Source organism: Paenibacillus massiliensis 2301065 = DSM 16942 (assembly GCF_000377505.1).
Lineage (GTDB): Bacteria > Bacillota > Bacilli > Paenibacillales > Paenibacillaceae > Paenibacillus > Paenibacillus massiliensis.
This window is the reverse complement of sequence record NZ_KB898193.1, coordinates 226282-250118: the sequence shown is the minus strand read 5'-3', so window position 1 is coordinate 250118 and position 23837 is coordinate 226282. Positions and strand designations below refer to the sequence as shown.

Sequence of the window (23837 nt, the reverse complement as noted above, 5' to 3'; positions counted from 1 at the left end):
ATTCATGGAGTGGATTAGAGATGACTATAAAGAAATATACAATCTATGCAGGTATTATACTTATCATTGCACTGGGCTTCTACGCACTGTTCGCTTTCCAGGGTACACAGACAACTTCTGGACAATCTGATTTCTCGGGTACTTCAGGAACTGTAGAATCAGACGTCATTAATGCGAGCTTCAAGACAAGTGGCCGCATCTCCGAATTGCTAGTGAATGAAGGGGATAAAGTTACTAAAGGCCAAGTTATTGCTCGGATCGAAAATAAGGAGCTAGAGGACAAAGTGAAGCAGGCTGAAGCAGCCCTGCAAGCAGCCAAAGCCAATGTCTCCAAGGCTAAAGCAGGCGTAAGCCAAGCCGAAGCAACGGTAGGCGCAGCTGAAGCCAAGAAGAGTCAAGGCAATACTGCGGTAGGTGTGACGTCCCAGACCGTTGAGAGCCAGATTGCCCAGGCCAAAGCAGCATCAGCAGCCGCCAAGGCAAAGCTGGATGCACTCAAGACGGGAGCTCGGCCACAGGAGATTCAACAGGCGCAGCTGAACCAGCAGGTTGCCAAGTCTGCATATGAGCTGGCGACTACGCAGCTACAGCGTATCCGTGATCTGAAGGATGCAGGCGCGGCTACGCAGGCCCAACTGGATCAAGCTACATTGGATCATTCACAGGCAAAAACTAAGTATGAGGTTGCCAGCCAACAACTGGACCTGATCCAGCAGGGCAGCAGAAGCGAAGAAATTGCAGCTGCAGAAGCTCAATATCAGCAAGCCCTTGCTGCGGTGAAGGAAGCCCAAGCCGGAGCAGGGCAAGTGACGTTGAAACAGGAGGATGTCAAGGCGGCTCAAGCCTCTGTAGAACAGGCTCAATCTGCAGTGAAGCAGGCGCAATCCACTGTGGAGGGTGCTGAGTCCCAAGTAGCACAAGCCGAAGCGGCGTTGCAGGAAGTACAGACGTATGTAGGATATTCTGAATTACTTGCACCGGCTGACGGAGTCATTCGCTCCAAGACGTTGAACCTGGGAGAGCTGGCTAGTGCAGGCTTCGCTGTATATACCATTGAGACAACCGGCGAGCGCTGGGCGAAATTCTATGTGCCAGAGACACAGTTGAACGGTCTTCATGTAGGCGATGAGGTGCAAGTGAGCCTGCTATCGGATCAATCTGTGGTCAAAGGAAAGGTTGCTGTAATGGATGCAGCAGCAGACTTCGCAACACAAAGACCGAGTCAGAACTCCGGTGATACGGATGTGCGTTCCTTTGGAATCAAAGTACTGCTGACGGATCTGCCAGATACCGTACCGACAGGCTCTACCGTATTCCTGCAGCAAGGGGCACATTAATATGGAAGACAAACTGACAATCAGGGGCGTTCTTGCCCAGGAGTTCCGACTGCTGATTGCAGATCGAAGATTGCTCTTAATCTTGCTGGCTACGCCTATCCTTTATACGATATTATTTGGCTTCTTATACATGAATCAACGAATTACAGAAATGCCTGTGACGGTGTATGACGGCGATCAATCGCAGCTTAGCAGACAGATTGTTCAGGCGTTCGATGCGACAGATACGTTTGCCGTGAATCGGCAGGTCTTTAATGAAGACGAAGTCGTCAGACAGGTGGAGTCCGGTGAGGCTAAGGTAGGCATTATCATACCTGATAATTTCTCGAATCGGATCAAGCATGGAGAGAACATACCAGTCATGACACTTATAGATGGTAGTAATATGATGTATTCCAATAGTGCAAGCCGGATTGCGAATCAGGTCATCAGTAGCATTAGTGCAGGAGTATCCACCAAATCGCTGGAAATGAAGGGAATGAACCCGGATCAGGCTGCATCGACGTTCAGTGCGATTCCGTTCCGCTCGCGGGTGTTGTTCAATCCGACCTATGATTATCAGCTCTTCATGCCTATCGGTGTACTTGGCGCAGCCTTGCAGCAATGCTTGCTGCTTGGAATTGCACTGTCCTGCACCGGGGAGAAGGAGCGAGGAACATGGGCACGCTTCGGTGCCTGGCGCCATACGCCTTGGCGGCTGGCCATCGCCAAGCTGACTCCGTATTTCCTGGCTGGAGCGATCAACACGGTGACTGTATTCGGCATTAGCGCGTTAGGCTTCGGGATTCCGTTCAATAGTCAGCTGTTACCGTTCGTATTAGTATCACTGGCGTTCAATTTTGCACTCTGCGGGCTTGGCTTCCTGTTCAGTCTTATCTCGACAACGAAGGTCAATGCTACACAGGTGCTGATGCTCATCGCAGTTCCTTCCTTTATGCTATCGGGATATACTTGGCCAATTGAAGCGATGCCTGGATTTATTCAGGGGATTAGCCATGCGCTTCCGCTGACGTATTATCTGGAGGCTGTGCGCAATCTGACCCTGAAGGGCTTGGGGATGGACTACGTCCTGAAGGATGTTCTGGCATTAGGGCTTATAGGGTGTATTACCTTGCTCGTGTCATTCGTGATCTACCCGTTGTGGTTCAGACAGGAACAGACTGCTGAGCAAGGTTCGGCGATTCTGGCGGATGATAATGCGGTTCGCGGCCAAGCCAGTCAGGGATGGAGTAGATAATATAACAAAGGTCGAGGCAGGCTCTTACACAGAGCTACTTCCTCGACCTTTACGTTGTGCAGTTGATACTTTAGATTCAGCTAAGCTTTTTACATGATAACGGAGTGGCCAGTGTAAATACTCTTTTAGTTAACTTATAATAAGTTATTGCAATTCTTCAATGGAGTTGACATTCACGTAAGCAGGGACAACCAGCCCCGTCTTCACACCTGTCATATTCGCGCCGAGATCATCAAGCTGGTCCTTGTATTGGTTCCAGTAATCGGCGTGTGTAAGCGGAAGCCAAGCAGCAGGAGAAGCGTCCACATCGCCATTGGCGACTCCCGTCCACATCGGTCCAGCCTCTACCTGCAGAGCCTGCACGGTGTAGCCCAGCTTGTTCTCCATGACATACTTCAGCAGGTTCGTACTGGCAATCTCGGAATCCCAGGCCACATAGCTGAATTTGAAGGTATCACCATTCACAGGTGTCAACCCCTCGGTCCAGACGTCAACCTTGTCACTGTGCTTCTCAGCCCAATCCTGAGCTGCCTGCTCAGGGCTTGTGCCTGCCTGAATAGCGATCATCATCTCACCCATGTCGTCAGCGGTCCATTCGAAGCGGTTCAGGAACTCGTATGCGACAGGATGGTCCTCCTTCAGACCTTTTCGGGCAATGGTATGGATCTCTTCCGCATCACCGTAAGTTTTCTTAGGGTCCTCCAGATACTTCAGATCATACTTGTTGAACATCCAGTGCGGCGTCCAGCCGGTAATGATGATCGGCTGCTCGCTCCGCACGGCCTTGTCGAGTTCGGCCGTCATGGCTGCACCGGAACCCTCGATCAGCTTCCAATCCGACAGACTATAGTCTTCAATGGCCTGTGCTGTTGATTTCATAATCCCTGCTCCAGCATCAATACCAACGATCTGGTATTTGAACTCCTCACCGACAGCGGCGGTATTATCATTATTGGAGGCAGCTGTATTGCCGCCTTTCAGATCCTCAATGGAGTTGACATTCATATAGGCAGGGACGACCAGTCCCGTCTTCACGCCTGTCATATTCGCACCCAGGTCGTCAATCTCACCCTTGTATTTGTCCCAGTAGTCGGCATGTGTTAATGGTAGCCAAGCTGCTGGGGATGCATCGACATCGCCACTGGCGACTCCGGTCCACATCGGTCCAGCCTCTACCTGCAGAGCTTCGACTTTGTAGCCCAAACGATTCTCCAACACATACTTCAGCAGATTGGTACTGGCAATCTCGGAATCCCAAGCCACATAGCTAAGTTTGAAGGTATCGCCACCTACAGGGGGCAAGCCATCAGTCCAGGCATCGACTTTGTCGCTGTGCTTCTCAGCCCAATCCTGTGCTGCTTGCTCTGGACTTGTGCCATCCTGAATAGCAATCATCATCTCGCCCATGTCGTCTGAGGTCCATTCGAAGCGATTCAGGAACTCGTAAGCGACAGGGTGATCTTCTTGAAGACCTTTACGTGCAATGGTATGAATTTCTTCTGCTTCACCATAAGACTTCTTGGGATCTTCTAGATATTTCAAGTCATATTTATTGAACATCCAGTGCGGCGTCCAGCCCGTGATAATGATAGGGGCTTCGTTACGAATAGCCTTGTCCAGCTCAGCGGTCATGGCTGCTCCAGAGCCTTCTACCAGTGTCCAGTCACTTAATTCATAATCCTCGATGGCCTTCTGCGTGGACTTCATAATTCCAGCACCAGCATCAATACCGATAATTCGGTAGTCCACGGCCTCGCCTGCACTGGAGCTGGCTTGATGATTACCAGAAGCAGAGGAGTCATTGCCAATGAAATATTGGGATGCACCAGCGATCAGAATCACTACACCCGCAGCAGCAGCGATCAGCGCTTTTTGCTTGCTGGTCACACGACTCTGTTTTTTACGCCCCGAATTGAACAGGTTCTGTGTGAAGCGGTCAAGTACAATAGCCAGGACGACGACGGCCAGACCAGCTTCGAAGCCTTTACCAATCTGCAATTGGGTTACAGCACGATAGACCTCAGCACCAATACCTTGTGCCCCGATCATGGAAGCGATGACGACCATCGACAGAGACAGCATGATCGTCTGATTAATACCGGCCATGAGTGTTGGCATAGCCAGCGGCAGTTGTACCTTGAAGAGCTTCTGACCCGAGGTCGAACCAAAGGCATCTGCAGCCTCGACGAGCTCGCCGGATACTTGAGTGATCCCGAGGTTGGTCATACGAATCGTTGGCGGAATTGCGAAAATCACAGACGCAATGACACCTGGAACAACACCGAGACTGAAGAATGTTACAGCCGGTAGTAAGTATACGAATGCAGGCATCGTCTGCATAAAGTCCAGCAGTGGTGTAATGATTCGAGATGCTGTCTTGCTGTAAGCACACCAGATACCAAGCGGTACACCGAGTAGCACGGAGATCAGCGCCGAGGTAATGACAAGACCCAGCGTATCCATCGTCTGACTCCAATAGCCAAGATTATCAATCAGCAGGAATCCGAGCACGGTGAACAATGTTAACGGTACCCGTCCTACCAGGTAAGCAATTATTCCTAGAATGATTATAAATACAATCGGATGTGGCAGCATAAAGAGTCCTGAGAAGAATCCTACAATGCTGAAAATAACGGTAGAGATAACGCTGAACAATCCTTCCAGGTTCACCGCCATCCAATCAACAATACTTTGAACCCATTCAGCGAGTGGTATTTTCGGCATGCTCAGACACCTCCTTCAATGAGACTTCTCCGCCGAGAGCACCCAGCAGGGCACCACGTACAATGACTCCTTGCAGCTTGCCGTTCTGATCTACGACGGCCAGCGGAACCTTAGAGGAGCTTGTAATCTCGAACAGATCATTCATGACGGTATCCGGTGCTACCTGCGGTCCATCTGTTATTAGAATATCCTGCAGCTTCTTGTCTGCCTTCAGGGCAGCCGCAGCATCTTCAGCAGTAATGACTCCCAGCAGCTTCTTGGAGCGGTCGATGACAAACAGATTGGATATCCCGCGTTCGCGCATGAGCTCCAGGGCTACACGAGGACCACGATCCAGTGTTATCGTCTCGGGTCTGCGCATGACATGCGCTGCTGTAAGTACTTTGGACAAATCCACGTCTTCCACGAAACGCGCCACATACGAGTTGGCAGGCTGAATCATGATCTCTTCCGGAGTCCCGATCTGTACGACGGCTCCGTCCTTCATCAAGGCAATGCGGTCACCGATTCGCAGCGCTTCATCCAAGTCGTGGGTAATGAAAATAATCGTTTTCTTCATTTTATCCTGCAGTTCAAGCAATTCATCCTGCATGTCGCGGCGAATGAGCGGGTCCAGGGCACTGAAGGCTTCGTCCATCAGCAGTACCTCAGGATCATTGGCTAATGCACGAGCTAGACCTACACGCTGCTGCATCCCACCGCTTAGCTCATCTGGCATCTTGTCTCCCCAATGCTTGAGGCCGACCAGTTCCAACGATTGCTCTGCCTTCTGTCTGCGTTCAGCCTTGTCTACATTCTGAACTTCCAGTCCATATTCTACATTCTCCAGCACAGTACGATGCGGGAACAATGCGAATTTCTGGAACACCATACTGATCGTCTTGCGCCGAACTTCCCGTAGCTGTTCCTTGTTCATTTTGCGCAAATCCTTGCCATGCACAAGAATCTCGCCGGAGGTCGGCTCAATCAGACGATTGAACATACGTACAAGTGTAGATTTACCACTACCGGACAAGCCCATAATGACGAAAATCTCACCTTGCTGAATATCCATATTGGCCCGGTTGACCCCTACGGTAATATTCTTTTCCTTATTCAGTTTTTCCTTAGTCCATCCTTGCTCAAGCAGGGATACGCCTTGTTCGACGTTAGGACCGAATAGCTTGCTGACATTTCTGACTTCCAAAATAGTCATATATCCACCTCTTCTCTCTATCTTTCGCTTTCCATTAACCCCGTTGGTGCTTGTATGGCGATTGATGCAAAGTTAAGGGATTGCTTACGAAAGCTAATTGTATGAATGACCGTAGGCTTCGTTCGCAACGTTGATAATTGTAACAGACAGTCTACGTTTCTTTCAACCGAAAAATCTGTTCATAAGGAACGTACAGAAAAAACTGTATGAAATTATCCTCTAATATCCTCCACTATGCTCTCAATAGCTTTAACATTCGTAACTTTACTTTGCTTTATTCTTTTCTGTAGAATAGACATTAATCAGAAATATAAGCAAAAAGCAGACTTTTGAAACCGAATGTTAATGAAAAGGAAGCAAAGTAGTGAAAAAATGCATGTTCTTTTCTTAAATAATGTAAACAAATTCTATATAATTACAAAAAAGACACCAGAGAGCTTTTACAGCTTCATATTTAGAATGAGCAAGCGGGATTGGCATGATTCATGTCGGGTCCCGCTGTGTCATGAAATAGGAGAGCATCTGGCGGAGTAAGAACATGCGAGTTACATTCCTCTGGAAGCAGAGAAGCAAATATAAGAAGTATTGAAGCAAGAATAGCTGATAGGAGGTTGCAAGCATGAGCTTGGACCAATTGACTGAAGTGCAGCAGGAGACGCTGCAGAAGATTCGTAAAAGAGTGATTGAGGCCATTGGTAAAAATATGGATCTATATGGTGTAACTCTATCTACAGGGCACCTGTATGGGCTGCTGTTCTTCGCGGACCATCCCATGACGCTGGACGACATGGGACGTGAAATGGAAATGAGCAAGACCAGCATGAGCACGAGCATGAGAACACTGCTTGATCTGAAAATGGTCAATAAAGTGTGGAATAAAGGCTCCAGAAAGGATCTGTACGAAGTAGAGATGGATTGGCATCAGACCTTCGCAGATTTTTTCGCGATCAAGTGGCGTAAAGCTGTCGAAATGAATCTCCAGGTCATGCGCAAAGCCATCTACGAAATGGACAAGTTACTGGACCAGGAATTGGAGAATGATGAACTTAGGAAAATATTGGAGCATGATCGTGATAAAATGAAGCAGGCAGTATCTTTTTACAAGTGGCTGGATCGTCTGATTGACGCTCTGGAGGATGAAGAAATCTACAAGCTGGTGCCAAAAGAAGAGCAGTGAGCCGAAGGCTGTCTCACAGGATGATACCGCCGTGGAGTAGCTGCCTGAATGAGGCCTCAGATCCTAAATGTATATTTGATGGGGAGGTATTCAAATGTCAGACGGTCGTGTCCAGACACAGTACGGATGGTTACAAGGTACAGAGGAACAGGGTGTATGGGTATGGAAGGGAATTCCTTATGCAAGTCCACCGGTTGGAGAACTGCGCTTCAAGGCCCCTGAGCCACCCTCCAGCTGGGAGGGCATCCGCGATGCTGCACAATTCGGCCCCGTATGTCCACAGCCAGGCAAGAGTAGTGAGGGAATCTTTGGGTCAAGAGCGGAGCAGCCAGATCCTGATGAGGATTGCTTGTATTTGAACATATGGAGCCCAGCATTGGCAACTGAGGCTACAGTGGTATCTTCTGTGGGCAAGCCTGTCATGGTGTGGATTCACGGTGGCTCTTTCGTAACGGGCTCTGGCAGCATGTCCTTGTATGACGGGCGTACACTTGCACAGCAAGGAGATGTGGTGGTCGTAACGATCAACTACCGTTTGGGACCGCTGGGCTTCTTGCATCTGTCATCGTTTGACCCAGAGCTGGCGTCCAATGCGGGCCTACTGGATCAAGTGGCTGCCCTCCGATGGGTACAGGAGAATATCACGGCCTTCGGCGGTGATTCTGAGAACGTAACCGTGTTTGGGGAGTCTGCTGGTGCCATGAGCATCGGGGCGCTGCTAGCTATGCCTTCGGCAAAGGGATTGTTCCAGCGGGCCATTATGCAAAGTGGGGCATCACAGGTGCTGGAGGCCAACAAGGCGCACGCAATCGCGGCAGCTTTTCTGAAGGAGCTGGGTGTAGAGCAGCCAACCGTTGAGCATCTGTCAGCCATACCGCTGGAGGATATTACGATGGCAACCTATAAGCTGCACCAGAAGGTTGGCTCTGCCGGGATTACGTTGCTATTCCAGCCCGTGGTGGATGGGAATACGCTGCCAGAGGAGCCGCTGTCCTGTATTCAATCCGGCCAAGGAGCTCAGGTACCGCTACTCATCGGAACGAATCTGGATGAAGGGGCCTATTTCGTTCGCGAGCCGGAGCACCTCATCAGTCCTGAATTGGCAGTACAAGCAATCTATGCATTGACAGGATTGGAGAATGGGGAGGAACTGCTGCGGTATTATCCAATGACCGTCGAGGGGCAGAGCAAATTCATGACTGAGCTGTATTTCTGGCGCTCTGCTGTACAGTATGCCTCAGCACAAGCAAGATACCAATCCGTGTGGATGTATCGGTTCGATTGGTCACTCGCAGGCCACCCTTTTCTGGGAAAAGCAGTGCATGGAGCAGAGATTGCCTTCGTATTCGGTAACCTTGAGCTATTGACTGGACTTGGCATTCAGCTCACTGAGGACATGAAGGAGCTGTCGAGACAAATGCTGTCGGCCTGGGCTGCCTTTGCCCGGACGGGCGATCCTGCAACAGCAGCGCTGCAATGGCCAGCCTATGAGACGACACAGCGTGTAACGGCGGTGTTTGATCAGGAGCTCAGTCTCGTCTCGGACCCGGATGCAGACAAGCGTAGACAATTCACGGGTGAAGCGAGCTAGCGGATTGTGACAAGTCAGGACGTAGTAGGAGAGGTTAATGAGAGGTTATATCGTGGGTACATAACAATTCCATCGTGTGACCCATATCAGATAACTCATAGGTTGAGTGCTTGTAGTAACAGGTGAGTACATTGAAGTAACCAAGGTAAGTGCCTTATAGTACAACAAGAGAAGGGCGATATCAGTAGTCAACTTTGACTCTGGTATCGCCCTTGGCGTTTATTAGATTTAATGAGTTGGGGAGATCCTAGATCAATGAACAGCAGGCTTAACAGTGGTCGACAGGGCTCCCCACTTGCAGCGGCTCTATACTCATATTTGATCTGCTTAAGATACTAGCTTAGGTTCCATGGCCGGTTCTTTATGCTGACGGGAAATGATGAACAAGGTGGCCCAGATCAGCATGAAGCCCGTGAGCTGGGGCAGCGTGACCATCTCTCGAAATGCAATCCAATTGATGATGACACCGATCATTGGAAAGCTTAGCTCAGCTAGCGTAGCATATGACGCCTTGGTGGTTGCGAGACCTTTGTAGTACAGGAACATACTGAGCAGTCCAGGCAAGAGGGCCTGAAGAATCAGGTTGAGCGTAACAGCACCTGCAGCCATTAGTCCAGCCGGGAACTGCCATGGAGCACCTTCTACAGCTGTAACGATCATCAACAGCGGCAAGGCCAGCATGAAGCGAAGAGAAGTTACCGTCTCGTATTTCATGGTGCCAAGCAGATAGCGTCCCATAACCGTAGATCCGCCCCACAGAGCCGCAGCTCCCAGAGAGAGCAAGCTTCCCATCTGGATGAATTCGTTGACATGACCAAAAGGCAGGGACCAGCCAAAGGTAAGCATATAGGTACCAGCCAGTGCGATTACCAGTAACCAGCCAAAGTGCTTCGGCAGCATTTCTTTCAGAATGAAGCGCGCTAGGATAATAGCACACAGTGGTTGGAGCTTTTGCAGTAGCAGGACGGCATTCGGATTGCCATCTGCCAAAGCCATGGTGAACAGGATGGTAGCTACTGCCGAACCGCCCCAGGATACAATGAACAGGGCGACAGCATGGCGAAGGCGAATACGCTTCAGCTCTTCCCGATGCTTCCAGAGGATAGGAGCTGCACATAAGAATAGCAGGACATGCTCCAGAAGGACGATCTGCGCGGAGGTTAGAGTGTCCAACAGCAGAATGCGGAACAGTGGATCAACGCCCCAGAGGGCTGCACCAAGGACGACCAGCCAAAAGCCGCTGTTCATTTTCGGTCTGGAAAAGCTAACAGAGGTTGCAGTAGTATCGCTCATGCTTTAAGACTCCTTTATGAATACAGGACCGGTGATGACGACAAAAGCCCCCGAAATACACGGATAAGGTGTACGCTCGGGGGCTAATCAAATAAACCAGTTCAGCATATATAGGATAATTGTAGGTATGTGAAATAATAACGTATACCTAAACCACCAGCTATACATACAAAAGGCTTAATGTGTCGATCTTCTTCCATCCGGACTATACCGTCGGCTTTGGCATCTCACCAAATCAGTCATACACTTATGGAAGCGCATGAGTCGCGGGCTCAGCTCTCATTAGAGCTATACCGCCGGTTGGGACTTTCACCCTACCCCGAAGATCCTTATTCCGTTTTTTTAGTTACTTACAGAATATATTGATTTTATGATTTCGTCCAGTGAAAAATATATGAAAATGTAAAAAGAATCTTGCCGTTTTGCATGATTTTTCTCATTGCACAGATCATGATCTTATTACATGAATTTATTCCGATAAGAAAAAAGGAATTAGCTGCTTTTTACTCAATCCAAGGCACCAGCTTACAACCTCTTACTTCAGTGGAAAATACCCTGTCGCCTCGACCAGAGACTGGCCTTCCTCAGAGACGATCCATTGCAGCAACTTGGTTACACTTGGCTTCGGTGGCTGCCTGAGCTTTCCTTGGCGTTCAGCCGTCACCGCATAAAATTCTGAAATGATCGGATAAGCTCCGCTCTGGATCGCTGCTATGTCGGGTAGAGCTCCATCGACAGCAAGCAGCTTGATTCCGTCATTTTTGTTCATGTTGGTAGTGAAGTGGTGAAAGGAGTATCCGATGGCATTTTTGTAATTATGGTAGCCAGCCGCTTGCTGAATAATTCCGCCCATCCCGGCGATCACATCCTCGGTAATGGCAGGCATAGGCTCCTCATCGCCGAGAAATTTCTGCAGCATCGCCTGACTGCCGCTATTTTCAGGCCGCTGGAACGCCTTGATGGGTTCGTTGTTGCCTCCGACCTGATTCCAATTCGTGATGCGTCCCGTGTAAATATCCTTAATCTGTTCGCTGGTCAGAGCTGTGACAGGATTATCCTTGTGGACAAAGAATACAAAGGCTTCGCGACCCACGGGAGTTAGCTTCAGATCAAGCCCCGATTCTGCGGCCATCTTCTGATGGACTTCCCCGGGTGACATGGCGAATATGATATCCGACTCGCCCATGATAAGCTGCTCATAGGCACGTCCAGTGCCTGAGCCCATCACTTCACTGTTATACAGGGTGTACTCCTTCTCAGGATATACAGCTTGCACGAAGGCTGAATACAGTGGATACAGTGCCGTCGCTCCATCCAGACGCGGCAGATCATCTGTGGCTGACAGGGTAAAGGAAGCCTTGTGTCCGAGCACGGCTACGGTACCCTTGTTCTGGAAGGGCTGGTATTGCTCGATATCCACGTCCTGCACACTGTTGATTTCAAGGCTTTTGTGATACATATGATTGATTTCGTAGCCGCCAGCTGTCAGAAGACAGATACCCAACATCACTGCGGAGAGCTTGTGGAACAGTCGCCGAGTGCGGAATGCACGGAAATTGAACAGAATGATATATAGCGCCAAAATGCCAATAACAATCAATAGCATAGGAATGTAGAACCTCTGGGTGTCCATGCTGAACGAAATAATGAATAGCAAAATGAAGCCTGTGAACAGCAGGAGTGCCAGTAACAGTAAAGTCACGGCAACCTGTCCAACGATTTTTAGGATCACGATCGTACCTCTTTTCTGGTAGCTTTATATTTGTCTTCCAAAAACCCCCTTTATTCAAGATAACGGCAGTTCTACAGGGGATCAAGGCCAGGAGAGATGGAGAAGGTGACAGTTTGGAATCATTTTTGGAACTATTTAAGAGATCCGTCCCTTTATTCACTCGAAAGAGTATGCCATGCAAATTCACAATCCGGCTTGTCATGCTAGTCTGCATAAATCGAACAAGTCCCTCATAGACATGTACTATTCCGAATCAAAACATGTGCTGAAGGGGTTGATGATATGCGCCGGAGTTCATGGATGCTTGCCATGATCATGTGCGTGATCGTGCTGGTTGCCGGGTGCGGCAAGAAAAGCGCGGACGATGTAGTAAAGGATTTGAGTAATGTGGTCAGCGGGATGGATAGCTACCACGGCACGGCGCTGATGACACTGCATACAGGAGAGACGCCGCAAGAGTACTTGGTTGATGTGTCGTATCGTAAGCCATCCTACTATCGAATTGCCATGACCAATGAGAACAAGGATGTTACCCAGATTGTGCTTCGCAACGATGAAGGTGTCTTCGTCCTGACACCAAGTCTGAACAAGAGCTTCCGCTTCAAGAGTGACTGGCCCGACAATCAAGGTCAGGTCTACCTGTATGAGACGCTTGTGCGTAGTATTATTGGAGACAAGACCCGCCAGCTTGCGAGTGGCGAGAATGCATACGTCTTTGATGTAGCAGCGAACTATAACAGTAGCTCTCTTGTACGTCAGAAGATCTGGCTCAATAAAGAAAATTATGCGCCGCAGCAGGTTCAGGTGTCTGACGCGAATGCGAAGGTGCTGGTCGATCTCAAATTCAGTGATTTCAAATTCGGCACTAAATTCAACAAGGACGCCTTCGATATGGAACGTAATATGACCGCGGGCAGCACAGCTGTTCCACAAGCAGGTACCCCGGAGGCGTCAGGGGCAGAGGCAGCTGTCGATACGAATAATACGCAGCAATCCCAAGAGCCAGGATCAGCTGAGGGACAAGGAGAGAAGACTGACGAGGCAACTGGGAACGAGCAGCAGGGGACATCAAGCGAGGGTGCTGAGGATAAGGCAGGCAGCCAGCAGCCGTCTGCTGTTGAACCTTCCACAGATTCATCTACAGAGCAATCGGCAGAAGAGGGAGAAGGGGTCGTCGATCCGACCATGAGCGAATTTGGCTTGATTGAGCCTACCTATCTCCCAGAAGGGGTACAAATGCGCGATATGCCTGTCATTACCGACAGCAGCAATCATGCTGTCATGATTCGCTATGAAGGACAGTACAATTTCACCATCGTAGAAGCCAGACCTCAGGATCGGGCCGTGTCCCTGTCAGCAGGTAGCCTCATTGATATGGGCTTCGGAGTGATGGGTGTGCTGACCGGAGATCAGCAGCGGACCTTGACCTGGATGAACGATGGGGTCGAATTCAGAATTACGAGCGCGGATCTACCGGTCAGCGAGATGACCAAGATTGCCGCTTCTATGCAGGATCAATCGGGTAAATAACATCATAACGGCGGATATTGACGGTCCAGAGCCAAGCCTCTGCTCCGCCGATATCCGTCTTTTATTGTTTTTTTTGCACGGTGTGAGAGGGCGATCAACCTTCCGGTAGCAGCTTCATTGACAGTCGGTTCGCAGAACATTAACATAGTTCTATTGACCAGAGCATCTTGTCAGGTAGTACTGGCCAAGCACAGGTGTATGGCGTGCTGACAAATGCTGGCGAAGGACTCTCAGAAATGAAGGTGAGGAATTGGAAGGACATTACAGACCGACCAGGGCCGAAATCAATTTGAATCACATTGAAGCTAATTATATGGCCTTTCGGCAGGCGCTCCCGTCGACCCAGAAGGTGCTTGCATGCGTAAAGGCAAATGCCTATGGTCATGGAGCTGTCGAAGTATCCAGGGAGCTGGAGAGAATAGGTGCTGATTATCTCAGCGTAGCGTTTCTTGATGAAGCGCTGGAGCTGCGTCATGCAGGCATCACGCTTCCCATTCTGGTGCTCGGTTATACAGGACCGCATGGGGTACAGATAGCATGGGAGCATGACATTACCATCACACTATTCTCCCCAGAGGTGCTGGAAGCTATAGCCCGACTGGATCGTAGTGGCGATTTGCGAAGGCTGAAGGTCCATATCAAGATCGACAGTGGCATGGGACGCCTGGGACTACTTCCGGGAGAAGACGCTGTAGCCTTCGTTAATCGTGTGCTGGAGACAGAGCAGGCTGAGCTGGAAGGGCTGTTCACTCATTTTGCCCGTGCAGATGAAGAAGATAAAGAATATACATTGGAGCAATATCGCAGATTCTGGAGTGTGGCAGAGACGTTATCAGAGCAAGGCATCAACATTCCCATTATACATACGGCTAATAGTGCAGCAGCACTGGATACGCCAGGACTCTCGCCGAATATGGTGCGGATCGGCATATCGCTGTATGGGCTGTATCCGTCCGATGAGGTGAATCATGAGCAGGTGTACTTGAAGCCCGTATTGACCTTGAAGACAGAGCTGGTATATGTCAAGACCCTGCCCCCCGGCTGGGGAATCAGTTATGGTACCCGCTATGTTACTACGGAAGAGGAGTGTATAGGGACGTTGCCCGTTGGCTATGCCGATGGATATTCGCGTATGCTGACTGGCAAAGCCGAGGTCCTCGTTCGTGGAAGTCGTGTGCCTGTGGTCGGAACGATCTGTATGGACCAATGCATGGTCCTTCTCCAGGATTTTGCGAATGCTGCCAAGCCAATTCATGCCGGTGAAGAGGTTGTTCTCATCGGTCAGCAGTCAGACGGCTGCATCCGTGCTGACGAGCTGGCCTCCAAGCTGGGTACCATCCACTATGAAGTGGTCTGCATGCTTGCGGCGAGAGTGCCGCGTGCGTATTTGCGAGACGGTGTAAGGATTGCTCTTACGAATCCCTTGCTGACCTCTCGTGAGGAATAGTCTGATTGGTCTGATTGATTTCCATCCCCATGAATCGACAAGTCATACCACCATTATCGCGAATAACGCGAAGGTTACAAAACCGGTTCTCCTTGATTGGTAATATTTAACGAGGAAATGACAAGAGAAACCATATAAACTAGCAGGAGTTCGCCATTTGCATCTCGAATTATAAAATCTAGACGGTAAAATTGTTGTATAGAGACGATTTCCTATCGTTTTTCAGATCGAGAAGCACTGTACGTAGGCGGTCCGTGTAGTTTATAATGGGATACAGCATAGTTGATATACGGAGCACATATATTATTCTTGTATAAATTACCGTGAATAACGTTATAATGGTACAATGGCGACAAGGTTTGTGGGGGTGGAAGTAACGTTGGCCAATTTGCAGAGCACGAAAAGGATCATGATCAGTCTTCCAGATCATCTTTTGCAGGAAGTGGACGGGATTGTAGCTATGGAAAATTCCAACCGCAGTGAATTCATCAGACAGGCCATGAAGTTGTATTTGAACGAGCGTAAGAAGCGTTATATCCGTGAAGCGATGCAGCGCGGATATATGGAGATGGCGAAGATTAATCTTACCATGGCATCCGAGGCGTTTCACGCGGAGGAAGATGCAGACAGCACTCTGGGCCGCACAGTAAGCGGGGTGTAATGAACATTGATCGTGAAGCGCGGCGACGTATTTTTTGCGGATCTTTCACCTGTTGTCGGTTCGGAGCAAGGGGGCGTAAGACCGGTTCTCATTATTCAGAATGATATTGGCAACCGTTTTAGTCCTACTGTAATCGTGGCGGCTATTACCGCCCAGATTCAAAAAGCGAAGCTGCCAACGCATGTGGAAATTGATGCAGCGACGCACGGCTTCGATCGGGATTCAGTTGTTCTGCTGGAGCAGATTCGAACGATCGACAAGCAAAGGCTTACCGATAAGATCACCCATCTGGATGAAGAGACGATGCGTAAAGTAAGCGATTCTCTACAGATCAGTTTGGGCTTGATTGATTTCTAGACAACAGGCAAGATGCAGTCTTGAAGAGGCCATGAGGTGTCCGAACTTCATGGCCTTATTATTTGTTCAAGCTGCGAGCGCACATGCAGCAAATCTTGATATCACACATGATGCGTGGCGCCACAATGGGCCAGTCATGTGCAGCGTGGTAGCCGCAGCAATGCGGCTTCTTTTGCGTCAAGTATGCGGCACTGGCGCTTTGTCATGATTTTTGTGATAATAAGGAACGTGTATAAATGTGAACGTCCTAGCTGATGTACCAGCCTTCAAATTATGGTAGCCAGCAGGCGTGACGGGTCCAAGGAGGAGTAAGACGTATGTCCAATACAGAGGAGCAAGAGCAGCAAAACATAGAGCAAAAGCAGCGGGCAGAGCGCATTATCAAGCAAGTATCGCAGGAATTGTCCCTGTCCCTTAAGCAGGTACGAACTACCGTAGCTTTGCTGGAGGAAGGTAACACGATTCCTTTCATTGCGCGTTATCGTAAGGAAATGACCGGTGAGCTGGACGAGAATCAGCTTCGTCAGGTCGAGGAGCGTGTGCAATATCTTCGCAATCTGGAGGATCGTAAGACCGAGGTGCTGCGAATCATCGAGGAGCAGGGCAAGCTTACGGAGGAGTTGTCCAAGGCTATCGTCAATGCGGTGAAGCTGCAGGAAGTGGAGGATCTGTACCGGCCTTATCGCCAAAAGCGGAAGACACGTGCAAGTGTCGCCAAGGAGCGTGGACTGGAGCCATTGTCCGCATGGATTTGGGCACAGCCCAAGCAGGGCAGTCTGCAGGAGGAAGCAGGCCGTTATATTGATCCTGAGCGCGGTGTGGAGACCGAAGCTGATGCGATTCAAGGTGCGTCTGACATATTGGCGGAGAATATCGCAGATGATGCAGCGATTCGTACCTGGGTACGCAGATATACGTTAGATCACGGCATGCTTGTATCGGAAGCGAAGGATGCTGAGGCAGAATCTGTCTACGAGAACTATTACAGCTATCGTGAGCTGGCCAAGAAGATGCCACCACATCGAATTCTGGCGATTAACCGTGGTGAGCGTGAAGGCATTCTGAAGGTGAATCTGGAAGTTGCAGCGGAACCGGTGCATCGCTATGTTGCGGGACAGGTTGTGAAAGGTAATTCTCTGGTCACTGAGCTATTACACACGATTATCGAGGATGCTTACAAGCGTCTGATCGCGCCTTCCATCGAACGCGAGGTCAGAGCAGAGATGACGGAGAAGGGCGAGACGCAGGCGATCTCCATCTTCTCGGGTAATTTGCGGAGCCTGCTATTGCAGGCTCCAATCAAGGGGCAGCGCGTGCTTGGTGTAGACCCTGCCTATCGTACAGGCTGTAAGCTTGCAGCCGTGGATGACACGGGTAAGCTTCTGGAGGTCGCTGTGACCTATCCGACGCCACCGAACAACAAAAAGCGTGAGGCCGCGGAGAAGTTCAAGGAGCTCATCGCAAAGTATGACCTTCAGCTCATTGTGATCGGGAACGGAACGGCCTCCCGTGAGACGGAGCAATTCGTAGCAGAGGTCATTGCAGAGATCGGTGACAGCCGCTTGGCGTATCTGATCGTTAACGAGGCAGGGGCGAGCGTATACTCGGCGTCGAAGCTGGCGCAGGAGGAATTCCCCGATCTGGATGTGGCAGAGCGTAGTGCAGCGTCAATTGCCCGCCGGATTCAGGACCCGCTTGCTGAGCTGGTCAAGATCGATCCTAAAGCTATCGGGGTGGGGCAATACCAGCACGATGTGTCACAAAAGCATCTGGAAGAAAGTCTGAAGGCTGTGGTCGAGTCGGCAGTTAACCATGTAGGCGTTGACGTGAATACCGCTTCTCCTTCGCTCTTGTCCTATGTAGCAGGCATTAATGCGACTATTGCCAAAAATATCGTCAAGTACCGCGAAGAGAACGGCAAGTTCAACAATCGCCGTCAACTGCAGAAGGTACCACGGCTGGGAGCCAAAACCTATGAGCAGTGTGTTGGCTTCATGCGTGTACCTGGTGGGGAGAACGCGCTGGATCGAACGCCAATTCACCCGGAATCCTATGCGGTTGTAGACCGTTTGTTCAAAGAGCTTGGAATGGCTACCTCTGAAGTAGGAAGTAAGGAGTGCACGGCTGCTCTGTCTGCACTGCAGCCTGAAGAGTGGGCTGCGAAGCTGGAGGTCGGAGTCCCTACGCTGAAGGATATTTTGGACAGCTTGATGAGACCTGGTCGTGATCCACGTGACGAGTTGCCACTCCCCGTGTTCCGCAAGGACGTCCTCAAGATTGAGGATCTGACGCCAGGAATGAAGCTGCAGGGTACCGTGCGTAATGTAATTGATTTTGGAGCCTTCGTGGATATTGGGATCAAGAGCGACGGACTCGTTCATATCTCCCAGCTGCGTAGTGGCTTCGTGAAGCATCCGATGGATGTGGTGTCTGTCGGTGATAACGTAACTGTCTGGGTGCTGAATGTGGATTTGAAGAAGGGTAGAGTTGGGTTAACGATGAAGGCACCGGCAGATGAGCCCATGGAAGCTTAATCTGGTCTCATCTGGTGGGCCGTGTCCCGTATGAATCAAGACAAAGGATTCCTGGCACCCTTCATTGAGGGTGCTGGAGCTTTCTTTTGAGTGCTTCGGTAATGGAACCAGCAGTCATTCAATAATTGAATCTGCTTGCGATCCCGCTTGTGAAAAGCACGCATTAGCTGGTTGCTGAGCCATTGGGGCATGCGTCTCTCCTCCTCTTGCGAACCTGTGTATGTCTAGCATATGGGGAAGCCGCCCAATGTGTTCCGTAAAAATGTTGTTTCGATGGGGAGTGTCGTGGGGAGGGAGCGCACATGGATAGGGAAACAGCGGCGTCGCAGCATACACAGATGAGTGATGAGGAGTTGCAGGAATGGATTGAGAGCATTTCGCTCAGCTCGTTTGGCGTACCCTTCAGGCACCAAGCACGCTTCAATACTCGTCTGTCTTCGACAGGTGGAAGGTATTTTCTGAAGAGCCACAATATCGAGATTAATCCGCACCAATTGGCTGCATTTGGCCGAGATGAAGTGGAGCGTATTATTAAGCACGAGCTCTGTCACTATCATCTGCATCTACGCGGAATGGGCTACAAGCATCGAGACGCTGATTTTAAGACATTGCTAGCCCAGGTGGGGGGGAGTCGTTATTGCCGGACCTTACCTGCTAACGATGCTCGCTCTACATCACGACAAGCACGACCATTTCGGTACAAGCTACAGTGTACTGCCTGTGGTCACATGTACATGCGGAAGAAGCGAATGGACCCAAGGCGTTATCAATGTGGCAAATGTAGTGGAAGGCTACAGTTGTATGAGCTTTCGGGCTCGTAAGATGTCGCCCATGTAAGCATCCTTCGTAATCAAGAGCCTTTTCTACATCGGGAAGGCTCTTTGTCGTGCGCTACGATAAAGTCTAACGAATCTATAATATTATTACTCTTTTATGCTGAACTTTAGTGGATAAATGAGGTAATCTGTTAATGGGCCATGATGATGGTCATCGGTCGTTATTCGCTACTCGTCACAAATGACGGTATATGATTTGGAAAGGAGGCTGAGTGATGTCGGGTCGATTTTCTCTACTCTGGGGTAGTATTTTACGTCTTGTAGCATTTATGCTAGGGGGAATGAACCCTTATTTAACTATGAACTGGAAAATTGCGGTGTTCGCTCTGATGTGTCTTGCTGGAATTGCAGAAGTGAACTTGGAGAGGCGACCCCAATGGTTGAGTGTATTCATCGCTTTCCTCATGGGCTCGCTCATTAGCTATATCCTGCTTCCTGTCTTACAGTGAGAAGAGAAGTCGTTATAAATTACTTGTACGGGTAAAGTGAAGGTGAAATGATGAAGCATTGTATATTAGACCTATGGGCAGAAGAGCAGCTTCCTATTAAGAATGGCCTCTATTGGGCTGATGGCAGATCGCTTGCCATGAACATCGAATCCTATCCGCATCCACGCCTGAAGCAGGGCGAGTGGTTCGATTTGTCGCACTTCCATGAGTGTAATCCTGATGAGACTACCTACATCACGATGACGAAGAGGATTCAATTATCCAACGGGGGGTATGGCTGTGTGGGCGAGGGGAGCCACGGCTCTGAGGGATTTGTCGCTTATTTGCAGCCAGGTGGGCAACTCACCTGGGTCATGTATTCCGAGAGCTCCAATCCGTTTGTAGATATTGTAGAGGAAGCTAATGGCGTGATTTGTGCGCATTCGAGTGCTAATTTCGTATTACGGCTCCATGTGGATGAACCAGACAGGGTAAAGCTGAATTTAATCAAATCGGGGACCTAATACAGCAAAATCACCAGCCAAGCTTGGAAAATGGAGTATGAGGCATGTCGTCTTGGGTGATCCTGCTGAGCAAGATTGGTTATCTTGACTCGGTCTGCAATTCATGATAAATTTATACATGTCCATACTTTTTCATTCCCTGATAGCTCAGTTGGTAGAGCACTCGACTGTTAATCGAGTTGTCACAGGTTCGAGTCCTGTTCGGGGAGCCATGGAGAGATACCCAAGTGGCTCAAGGGGACCCTCTGCTAAGGGGTTAGACTGCGTAAGTGGTGCGAGGGTTCGAATCCCTCTCTCTCCGTTGAATAGACGTCCTGCAGGGATGAGAACCCATATGGGTTCGTCGGAGCATAAGCTTCGTTAGGATTACATCGCAGTCTCGAGCGAAGTGAGAGTATCCCTCTCTCTCCGTTGATTAAGCAAAAGGAAACACGCTAATGCTACTAGGCATTTAGCGTGTTTCTTTTTTATAACCATGTCTGGTTGTGGGGTTGAATGGATACGGTGGTAGCTGATGTGACGGTTCATCTGGGCTATTCGCCTAGAGCTTGAGCATCCTCAATCTCATGCACATCATACAGCACCCGGGCAAGCAGGTCTTGGTTGTAATTCCCGAAATTTTTCCCGAAGATCGTAAGCCCCCGTTTGTTCATCGACTTATCGCCTACAGCGATGCGAAAGGTGAGCTCGCTCTTGTAATCCAGTGCAATATCATTCAGTGTGATATCCGAGATGCGGCAGCCATCAATGAAGCTCCCATCCTTATTGATCCGAATGAGCTTCAGCATGCCATACTGATTCAGATGGGGGGGCCACCAATCCGGATTGAACGTCCCGCGTACATCACCAAAATCGCCAGGGCTGGTCCAGTAACCAATCTCAGTACCATTGACGGAGAATTGGATATCGGATGGATAATTATCTGCATGACCAGGCGCCTCACTTCCGAGCTCCAGCGAGAATTGAATTTCTCGAAAGCTCTGATTGGCCTTGAGATAATTCGGGATACGATATTCCAGAAAGCCCTCAGCCATCCAGATAATACCGGAGTGAATACGCTGTGGGTCTGCAAAATAGCGTGGATCATCGAAGTCACCGATGATGCTATCCTTGGTGGCAAGTCCACAGGTAGGGGAAGCTTGGTAATTACTGTAATGTCCTACGTGAATTTCAACCTCATAGAGATTATCGGCCTCCTTGCTACGAAAATCCACCATGAGCTTATCTTTGTTCAAGTAGCATACCTTCTGAATGCCATGCTTGCCGACGGAACTGTGAATTTCGATCAGACCGCTCTCCTCCAGCTTTTTGATGTGCATCGTTATAGCCCCGTTGCTCAGATTCAGCCGCTTCGCAATCTCGTTCAGATTCAGCTCCTGATTCGATGCCAGTAGCTCCAGTATTTGAATTCTTATTTCCGAGCTGAGTGCCTTGAAGACTTCAAGCCCACTCATCAGATTTTTTATATAAATCATGGATTAGCAACTCCGTTCCAGAATGAAGTTTATTTTAGAACATTATAAAGTAAAAATGGATAAAAGGACAATTCCACCTCCTTAATGATATGAAACCAACTTCTTTATTCACAATTCCAACATAAATCACAAATTTTATTTTATAAAAAAATGAAATTAAGTAAGGTTTAAAGCTCGTGGAATCAACATTATACCCAAAAACAAGAAAAAAGTGGAGTTAAGTTTATAAAAACATGAATTGTTTTATATTTATTTGTTTACAACTGCTTAACTTATATGTTATCTTGTTTTTGGAAGCGGATACAATATATTTTTTTCCAAAACGAGCTGTTTAATGGTACTTCATTACACCCGGTAAGGACAATTGGGAGGGTCGAGCATGAAGAAAAAATGGTTTGTAATGTTAACGGTTGTATCTTTATTGCTTATGGTGTGGGGCTGTGGCAATTCTGGAGGAAGCTCCAGCAGCGGAAAAAGCTCCGTATTGGATGCTGGTGCCGGAGAGAATGCTACAGAGCTGTCTTATTGGACCTTTGTGGAGCTACATGGTCAGCACTTTGAGAAGATGCTGGGCAAATGGAATGAGGCCAATCCGGATCGGCAGATTAAGCTCAATGTAACTGTAATGCCTTACGATGACATGCATAACAAGCTGTCTATAGCTCTGCAGACGGGAACGGGTGCCCCGGATATCTCAGATATTGAACTGGGAAAATTCCCTGATTTTCTTGCTGGCACACCACATCTGGAGCCGTTGAATGATGTTATTGATCCCTATCGGGATACCATCGTTGAGTCTCGCATCAATATTTATTCAAAGGATGGCAAGAACTACGGCGCACCTACACATGTCGGTGCAACAGTAGCATTCTACAATACAGAGATTCTTGAAGAAGCCGGGGTAGATTATACCAAGATCGTGACCTGGGATGACTTCAAGAAAGCCGGCATTCAGGTCTATGAGAAGACAGGCAAATATATGGGAACCGCTGATACGAGCGCTACCTGGCAGTCTGGGATTATGCTGGCGCAGCAGGATACAGACTTTACGGATGCAGACGGACAGCCTCAGGTGAATACGCCAGAAATGATCAAGGGCCTGAGCGTGCTAAAAGATCTTCAGGACAATAACGTGATTGCCACCATAGCTGGAGGGCAGCCGGATACAGAGGAAGCCTACGGCGAATTCAATTCAGGCAACTATGCTACTGCGTTTATGCCACTATGGCAAATGTCCAGATATACGAACTATATGCCTGATTTGGCCGGGAAGATCGCGATTGCTCCTCTGCCAGTCATGGAAGAGGGCATGCCAAGATCACTCGGAGGTGGCGGCACAGGTACTGTAGTTACCAATACGGCTAAGGATGTGCAACTGGCCAAGGAGTTCGTAGCATTCGCCAAGCTATCTGAGGATGCTAATATTGAAATCTGGAACACCTTGGGCTTTGACCCGGTGAACCTGGATGTATGGTCTATGAAGGACATCACGCACAACCCAGAAAATCAATTCGTGAAATATTTCGTGAATAATCCATTCGATGTACTGAACGAGATCAAGGATGAGATCCAACTGATCAAATCCACCTCGGCCAATCCGACGATCAACAATGTGCTATGTACGGTGACATTGAATGAGATTTTTGAAGACGGTCGGGATATTACGGAGGCGCTCAACGACGCCCAGCAGCAAATAGAGCAGGAGCTTAAATAGCCTAGAGAGTCGAATTTCGGATGTAAATTTGTTGTAGAGATAGGA

19 protein-coding genes, 2 tRNA genes and 1 riboswitch are annotated in these 23837 nt (G+C 49.2%); of the genes, 15 read left to right on the top strand and 6 right to left on the bottom strand.

Translation table 11 applies throughout. The annotated features are described in order from the left end of the window. The first annotated feature begins 20 nt into the window (after positions 1–20). Positions 21–1337 carry an HlyD family secretion protein gene (locus tag D328_RS0119120; RefSeq protein ID WP_018886645.1) on the top strand — a complete coding sequence of 439 codons (1317 nt, stop codon included), beginning with the start codon at positions 21–23 and terminating at the stop codon, positions 1335–1337. Position 1338: 1 nt separating this feature from the next. Then, the gene (locus D328_RS0119115) at positions 1339–2574 is read left to right on the top strand and encodes an ABC transporter permease (RefSeq protein WP_018886644.1); all 1236 of its coding nucleotides are present in this window, start codon (positions 1339–1341) and stop codon (positions 2572–2574) included. 144 nt (positions 2575–2718) lie between these two features. Here the strand turns inward: D328_RS0119115 and D328_RS0119110 are convergent, their stop codons facing one another. Both D328_RS0119110 and D328_RS0119105 read right to left on the bottom strand, forming a co-directional pair. Beyond that, positions 2719–5298, bottom strand: a complete 2580-nt coding sequence (locus D328_RS0119110) for a glycine betaine ABC transporter substrate-binding protein (RefSeq protein WP_018886643.1) — start codon at positions 5296–5298, stop codon at positions 2719–2721. Then, entirely contained in the window at positions 5276–6493 is a 1218-nt protein-coding gene (locus D328_RS0119105) for a quaternary amine ABC transporter ATP-binding protein (protein ID WP_018886642.1), read from the bottom strand. Before D328_RS0119105 ends, D328_RS0119110 begins: the two co-directional genes overlap by 23 nt. A gap of 619 nt (positions 6494–7112) precedes the next feature. Between D328_RS0119105 and D328_RS0119100 the strand changes: the two genes are divergently transcribed. Continuing rightward, entirely contained in the window at positions 7113–7670 is a 558-nt protein-coding gene (locus D328_RS0119100) for a GbsR/MarR family transcriptional regulator (RefSeq protein ID WP_018886641.1), read from the top strand. Positions 7671–7764: 94 nt separating this feature from the next. Beyond that, positions 7765–9261 carry a carboxylesterase/lipase family protein gene (locus D328_RS0119095; protein ID WP_018886640.1) on the top strand — a complete coding sequence of 499 codons (1497 nt, stop codon included), beginning with the start codon at positions 7765–7767 and terminating at the stop codon, positions 9259–9261. Between the two features lie 327 nt (positions 9262–9588). Here the strand turns inward: D328_RS0119095 and D328_RS0119090 are convergent, their stop codons facing one another. Further along, a complete protein-coding gene (locus tag D328_RS0119090) occupies positions 9589–10554 on the bottom strand; it encodes a DMT family transporter (protein WP_018886639.1) in 966 nt (321 codons plus the stop codon). 184 nt (positions 10555–10738) lie between these two features. Further along, positions 10739–10885: riboswitch (FMN riboswitch) on the bottom strand. 204 nt (positions 10886–11089) lie between these two features. Continuing rightward, positions 11090–12286 (bottom strand): PstS family phosphate ABC transporter substrate-binding protein, encoded by a 1197-nt coding sequence (locus tag D328_RS0119085; protein ID WP_018886638.1) that lies wholly within the window; start codon positions 12284–12286, stop codon positions 11090–11092. A gap of 282 nt (positions 12287–12568) precedes the next feature. On the opposite strand from D328_RS0119085, the gene D328_RS0119080 reads away from it, so the two are divergent. The 5 genes from D328_RS0119080 to D328_RS0119060 all read left to right on the top strand — a co-directional run bounded on the left by D328_RS0119080 (position 12569) and on the right by D328_RS0119060 (position 18815). Further along, positions 12569–13816 (top strand): outer membrane lipoprotein-sorting protein, encoded by a 1248-nt coding sequence (locus D328_RS0119080; protein ID WP_026281267.1) that lies wholly within the window; start codon positions 12569–12571, stop codon positions 13814–13816. 250 nt (positions 13817–14066) lie between these two features. Then, positions 14067–15263 (top strand): alanine racemase, encoded by a 1197-nt coding sequence (gene alr, locus D328_RS0119075; protein WP_018886636.1) that lies wholly within the window; start codon positions 14067–14069, stop codon positions 15261–15263. A 379-nt stretch (positions 15264–15642) separates the two neighbouring features. Next, complete coding sequence (locus D328_RS0119070) at positions 15643–15924, top strand: CopG family ribbon-helix-helix protein (protein ID WP_018886635.1); 282 nt, start codon at positions 15643–15645, stop codon at positions 15922–15924. Between the two features lie 6 nt (positions 15925–15930). After that, entirely contained in the window at positions 15931–16281 is a 351-nt protein-coding gene (locus D328_RS0119065; protein ID WP_007429335.1) for a type II toxin-antitoxin system PemK/MazF family toxin, read from the top strand. Between the two features lie 317 nt (positions 16282–16598). Then, on the top strand, positions 16599–18815 hold the full coding sequence (locus tag D328_RS0119060) for a Tex family protein (RefSeq protein WP_018886634.1): 2217 nt from the start codon (positions 16599–16601) through the stop codon (positions 18813–18815). Between the two features lie 35 nt (positions 18816–18850). On the opposite strand, the gene cmpA is transcribed toward D328_RS0119060, so the two are convergent. Continuing rightward, complete coding sequence (cmpA, locus tag D328_RS31070; protein WP_018886633.1) at positions 18851–19006, bottom strand: cortex morphogenetic protein CmpA; 156 nt, start codon at positions 19004–19006, stop codon at positions 18851–18853. A 111-nt stretch (positions 19007–19117) separates the two neighbouring features. On the opposite strand from cmpA, the gene D328_RS0119050 reads away from it, so the two are divergent. The 5 genes from D328_RS0119050 (at position 19118) to D328_RS0119030 (ending at position 20904) form a co-directional block, all read left to right on the top strand. Continuing rightward, the gene (locus D328_RS0119050; protein ID WP_018886632.1) at positions 19118–19636 is read left to right on the top strand and encodes a SprT family protein; all 519 of its coding nucleotides are present in this window, start codon (positions 19118–19120) and stop codon (positions 19634–19636) included. Between the two features lie 230 nt (positions 19637–19866). Then, a complete protein-coding gene (locus D328_RS0119045) occupies positions 19867–20100 on the top strand; it encodes a hypothetical protein (protein WP_018886631.1) in 234 nt (77 codons plus the stop codon). A 47-nt stretch (positions 20101–20147) separates the two neighbouring features. Beyond that, positions 20148–20603, top strand: coding sequence for a hypothetical protein (locus tag D328_RS0119040; protein ID WP_033413226.1), 456 nt, complete (start codon positions 20148–20150; stop codon positions 20601–20603). Between the two features lie 136 nt (positions 20604–20739). Continuing rightward, positions 20740–20815, top strand: a tRNA-Asn gene (locus tag D328_RS0119035). Between the two features lies 1 nt (position 20816). Then, a tRNA-Ser gene (locus D328_RS0119030) sits at positions 20817–20904 on the top strand. A 232-nt stretch (positions 20905–21136) separates the two neighbouring features. Here the strand turns inward: D328_RS0119030 and D328_RS0119025 are convergent. Next, positions 21137–22078 carry an ArsR/SmtB family transcription factor gene (locus D328_RS0119025; RefSeq protein ID WP_018886629.1) on the bottom strand — a complete coding sequence of 314 codons (942 nt, stop codon included), beginning with the start codon at positions 22076–22078 and terminating at the stop codon, positions 21137–21139. A 379-nt stretch (positions 22079–22457) separates the two neighbouring features. On the opposite strand from D328_RS0119025, the gene D328_RS0119020 reads away from it, so the two are divergent. After that, complete coding sequence (locus D328_RS0119020; protein WP_018886628.1) at positions 22458–23792, top strand: ABC transporter substrate-binding protein; 1335 nt, start codon at positions 22458–22460, stop codon at positions 23790–23792. Positions 23793–23837: the final 45 nt, after the last annotated feature.

What these genes read in the sequence shown, in the direction of transcription:
- D328_RS0119120 (WP_018886645.1), top strand. Translation starts at nt 21, where the DNA reads ATGACTATAAAGAAATATACAATCTATGCAGGTATTATACTTATCATT.
- D328_RS0119115 (WP_018886644.1), top strand. Translation starts at nt 1,339, where the DNA reads ATGGAAGACAAACTGACAATCAGGGGCGTTCTTGCCCAGGAGTTCCGA.
- D328_RS0119110 (WP_018886643.1), bottom strand. Translation starts at nt 5,298, where the DNA reads ATGCCGAAAATACCACTCGCTGAATGGGTTCAAAGTATTGTTGATTGG.
- D328_RS0119105 (WP_018886642.1), bottom strand. Translation starts at nt 6,493, where the DNA reads ATGACTATTTTGGAAGTCAGAAATGTCAGCAAGCTATTCGGTCCTAAC.
- D328_RS0119100 (WP_018886641.1), top strand. Translation starts at nt 7,113, where the DNA reads ATGAGCTTGGACCAATTGACTGAAGTGCAGCAGGAGACGCTGCAGAAG.
- D328_RS0119095 (WP_018886640.1), top strand. Translation starts at nt 7,765, where the DNA reads ATGTCAGACGGTCGTGTCCAGACACAGTACGGATGGTTACAAGGTACA.
- D328_RS0119090 (WP_018886639.1), bottom strand. Translation starts at nt 10,554, where the DNA reads ATGAGCGATACTACTGCAACCTCTGTTAGCTTTTCCAGACCGAAAATG.
- D328_RS0119080 (WP_026281267.1), top strand. Translation starts at nt 12,569, where the DNA reads ATGCGCCGGAGTTCATGGATGCTTGCCATGATCATGTGCGTGATCGTG.
- D328_RS0119060 (WP_018886634.1), top strand. Translation starts at nt 16,599, where the DNA reads ATGTCCAATACAGAGGAGCAAGAGCAGCAAAACATAGAGCAAAAGCAG.
- cmpA (WP_018886633.1), bottom strand. Translation starts at nt 19,006, where the DNA reads ATGCCCCAATGGCTCAGCAACCAGCTAATGCGTGCTTTTCACAAGCGG.
- D328_RS0119050 (WP_018886632.1), top strand. Translation starts at nt 19,118, where the DNA reads ATGGATAGGGAAACAGCGGCGTCGCAGCATACACAGATGAGTGATGAG.
- D328_RS0119045 (WP_018886631.1), top strand. Translation starts at nt 19,867, where the DNA reads ATGTCGGGTCGATTTTCTCTACTCTGGGGTAGTATTTTACGTCTTGTA.
- D328_RS0119040 (WP_033413226.1), top strand. Translation starts at nt 20,148, where the DNA reads ATGATGAAGCATTGTATATTAGACCTATGGGCAGAAGAGCAGCTTCCT.
- D328_RS0119025 (WP_018886629.1), bottom strand. Translation starts at nt 22,078, where the DNA reads ATGATTTATATAAAAAATCTGATGAGTGGGCTTGAAGTCTTCAAGGCA.
- D328_RS0119020 (WP_018886628.1), top strand. Translation starts at nt 22,458, where the DNA reads ATGAAGAAAAAATGGTTTGTAATGTTAACGGTTGTATCTTTATTGCTT.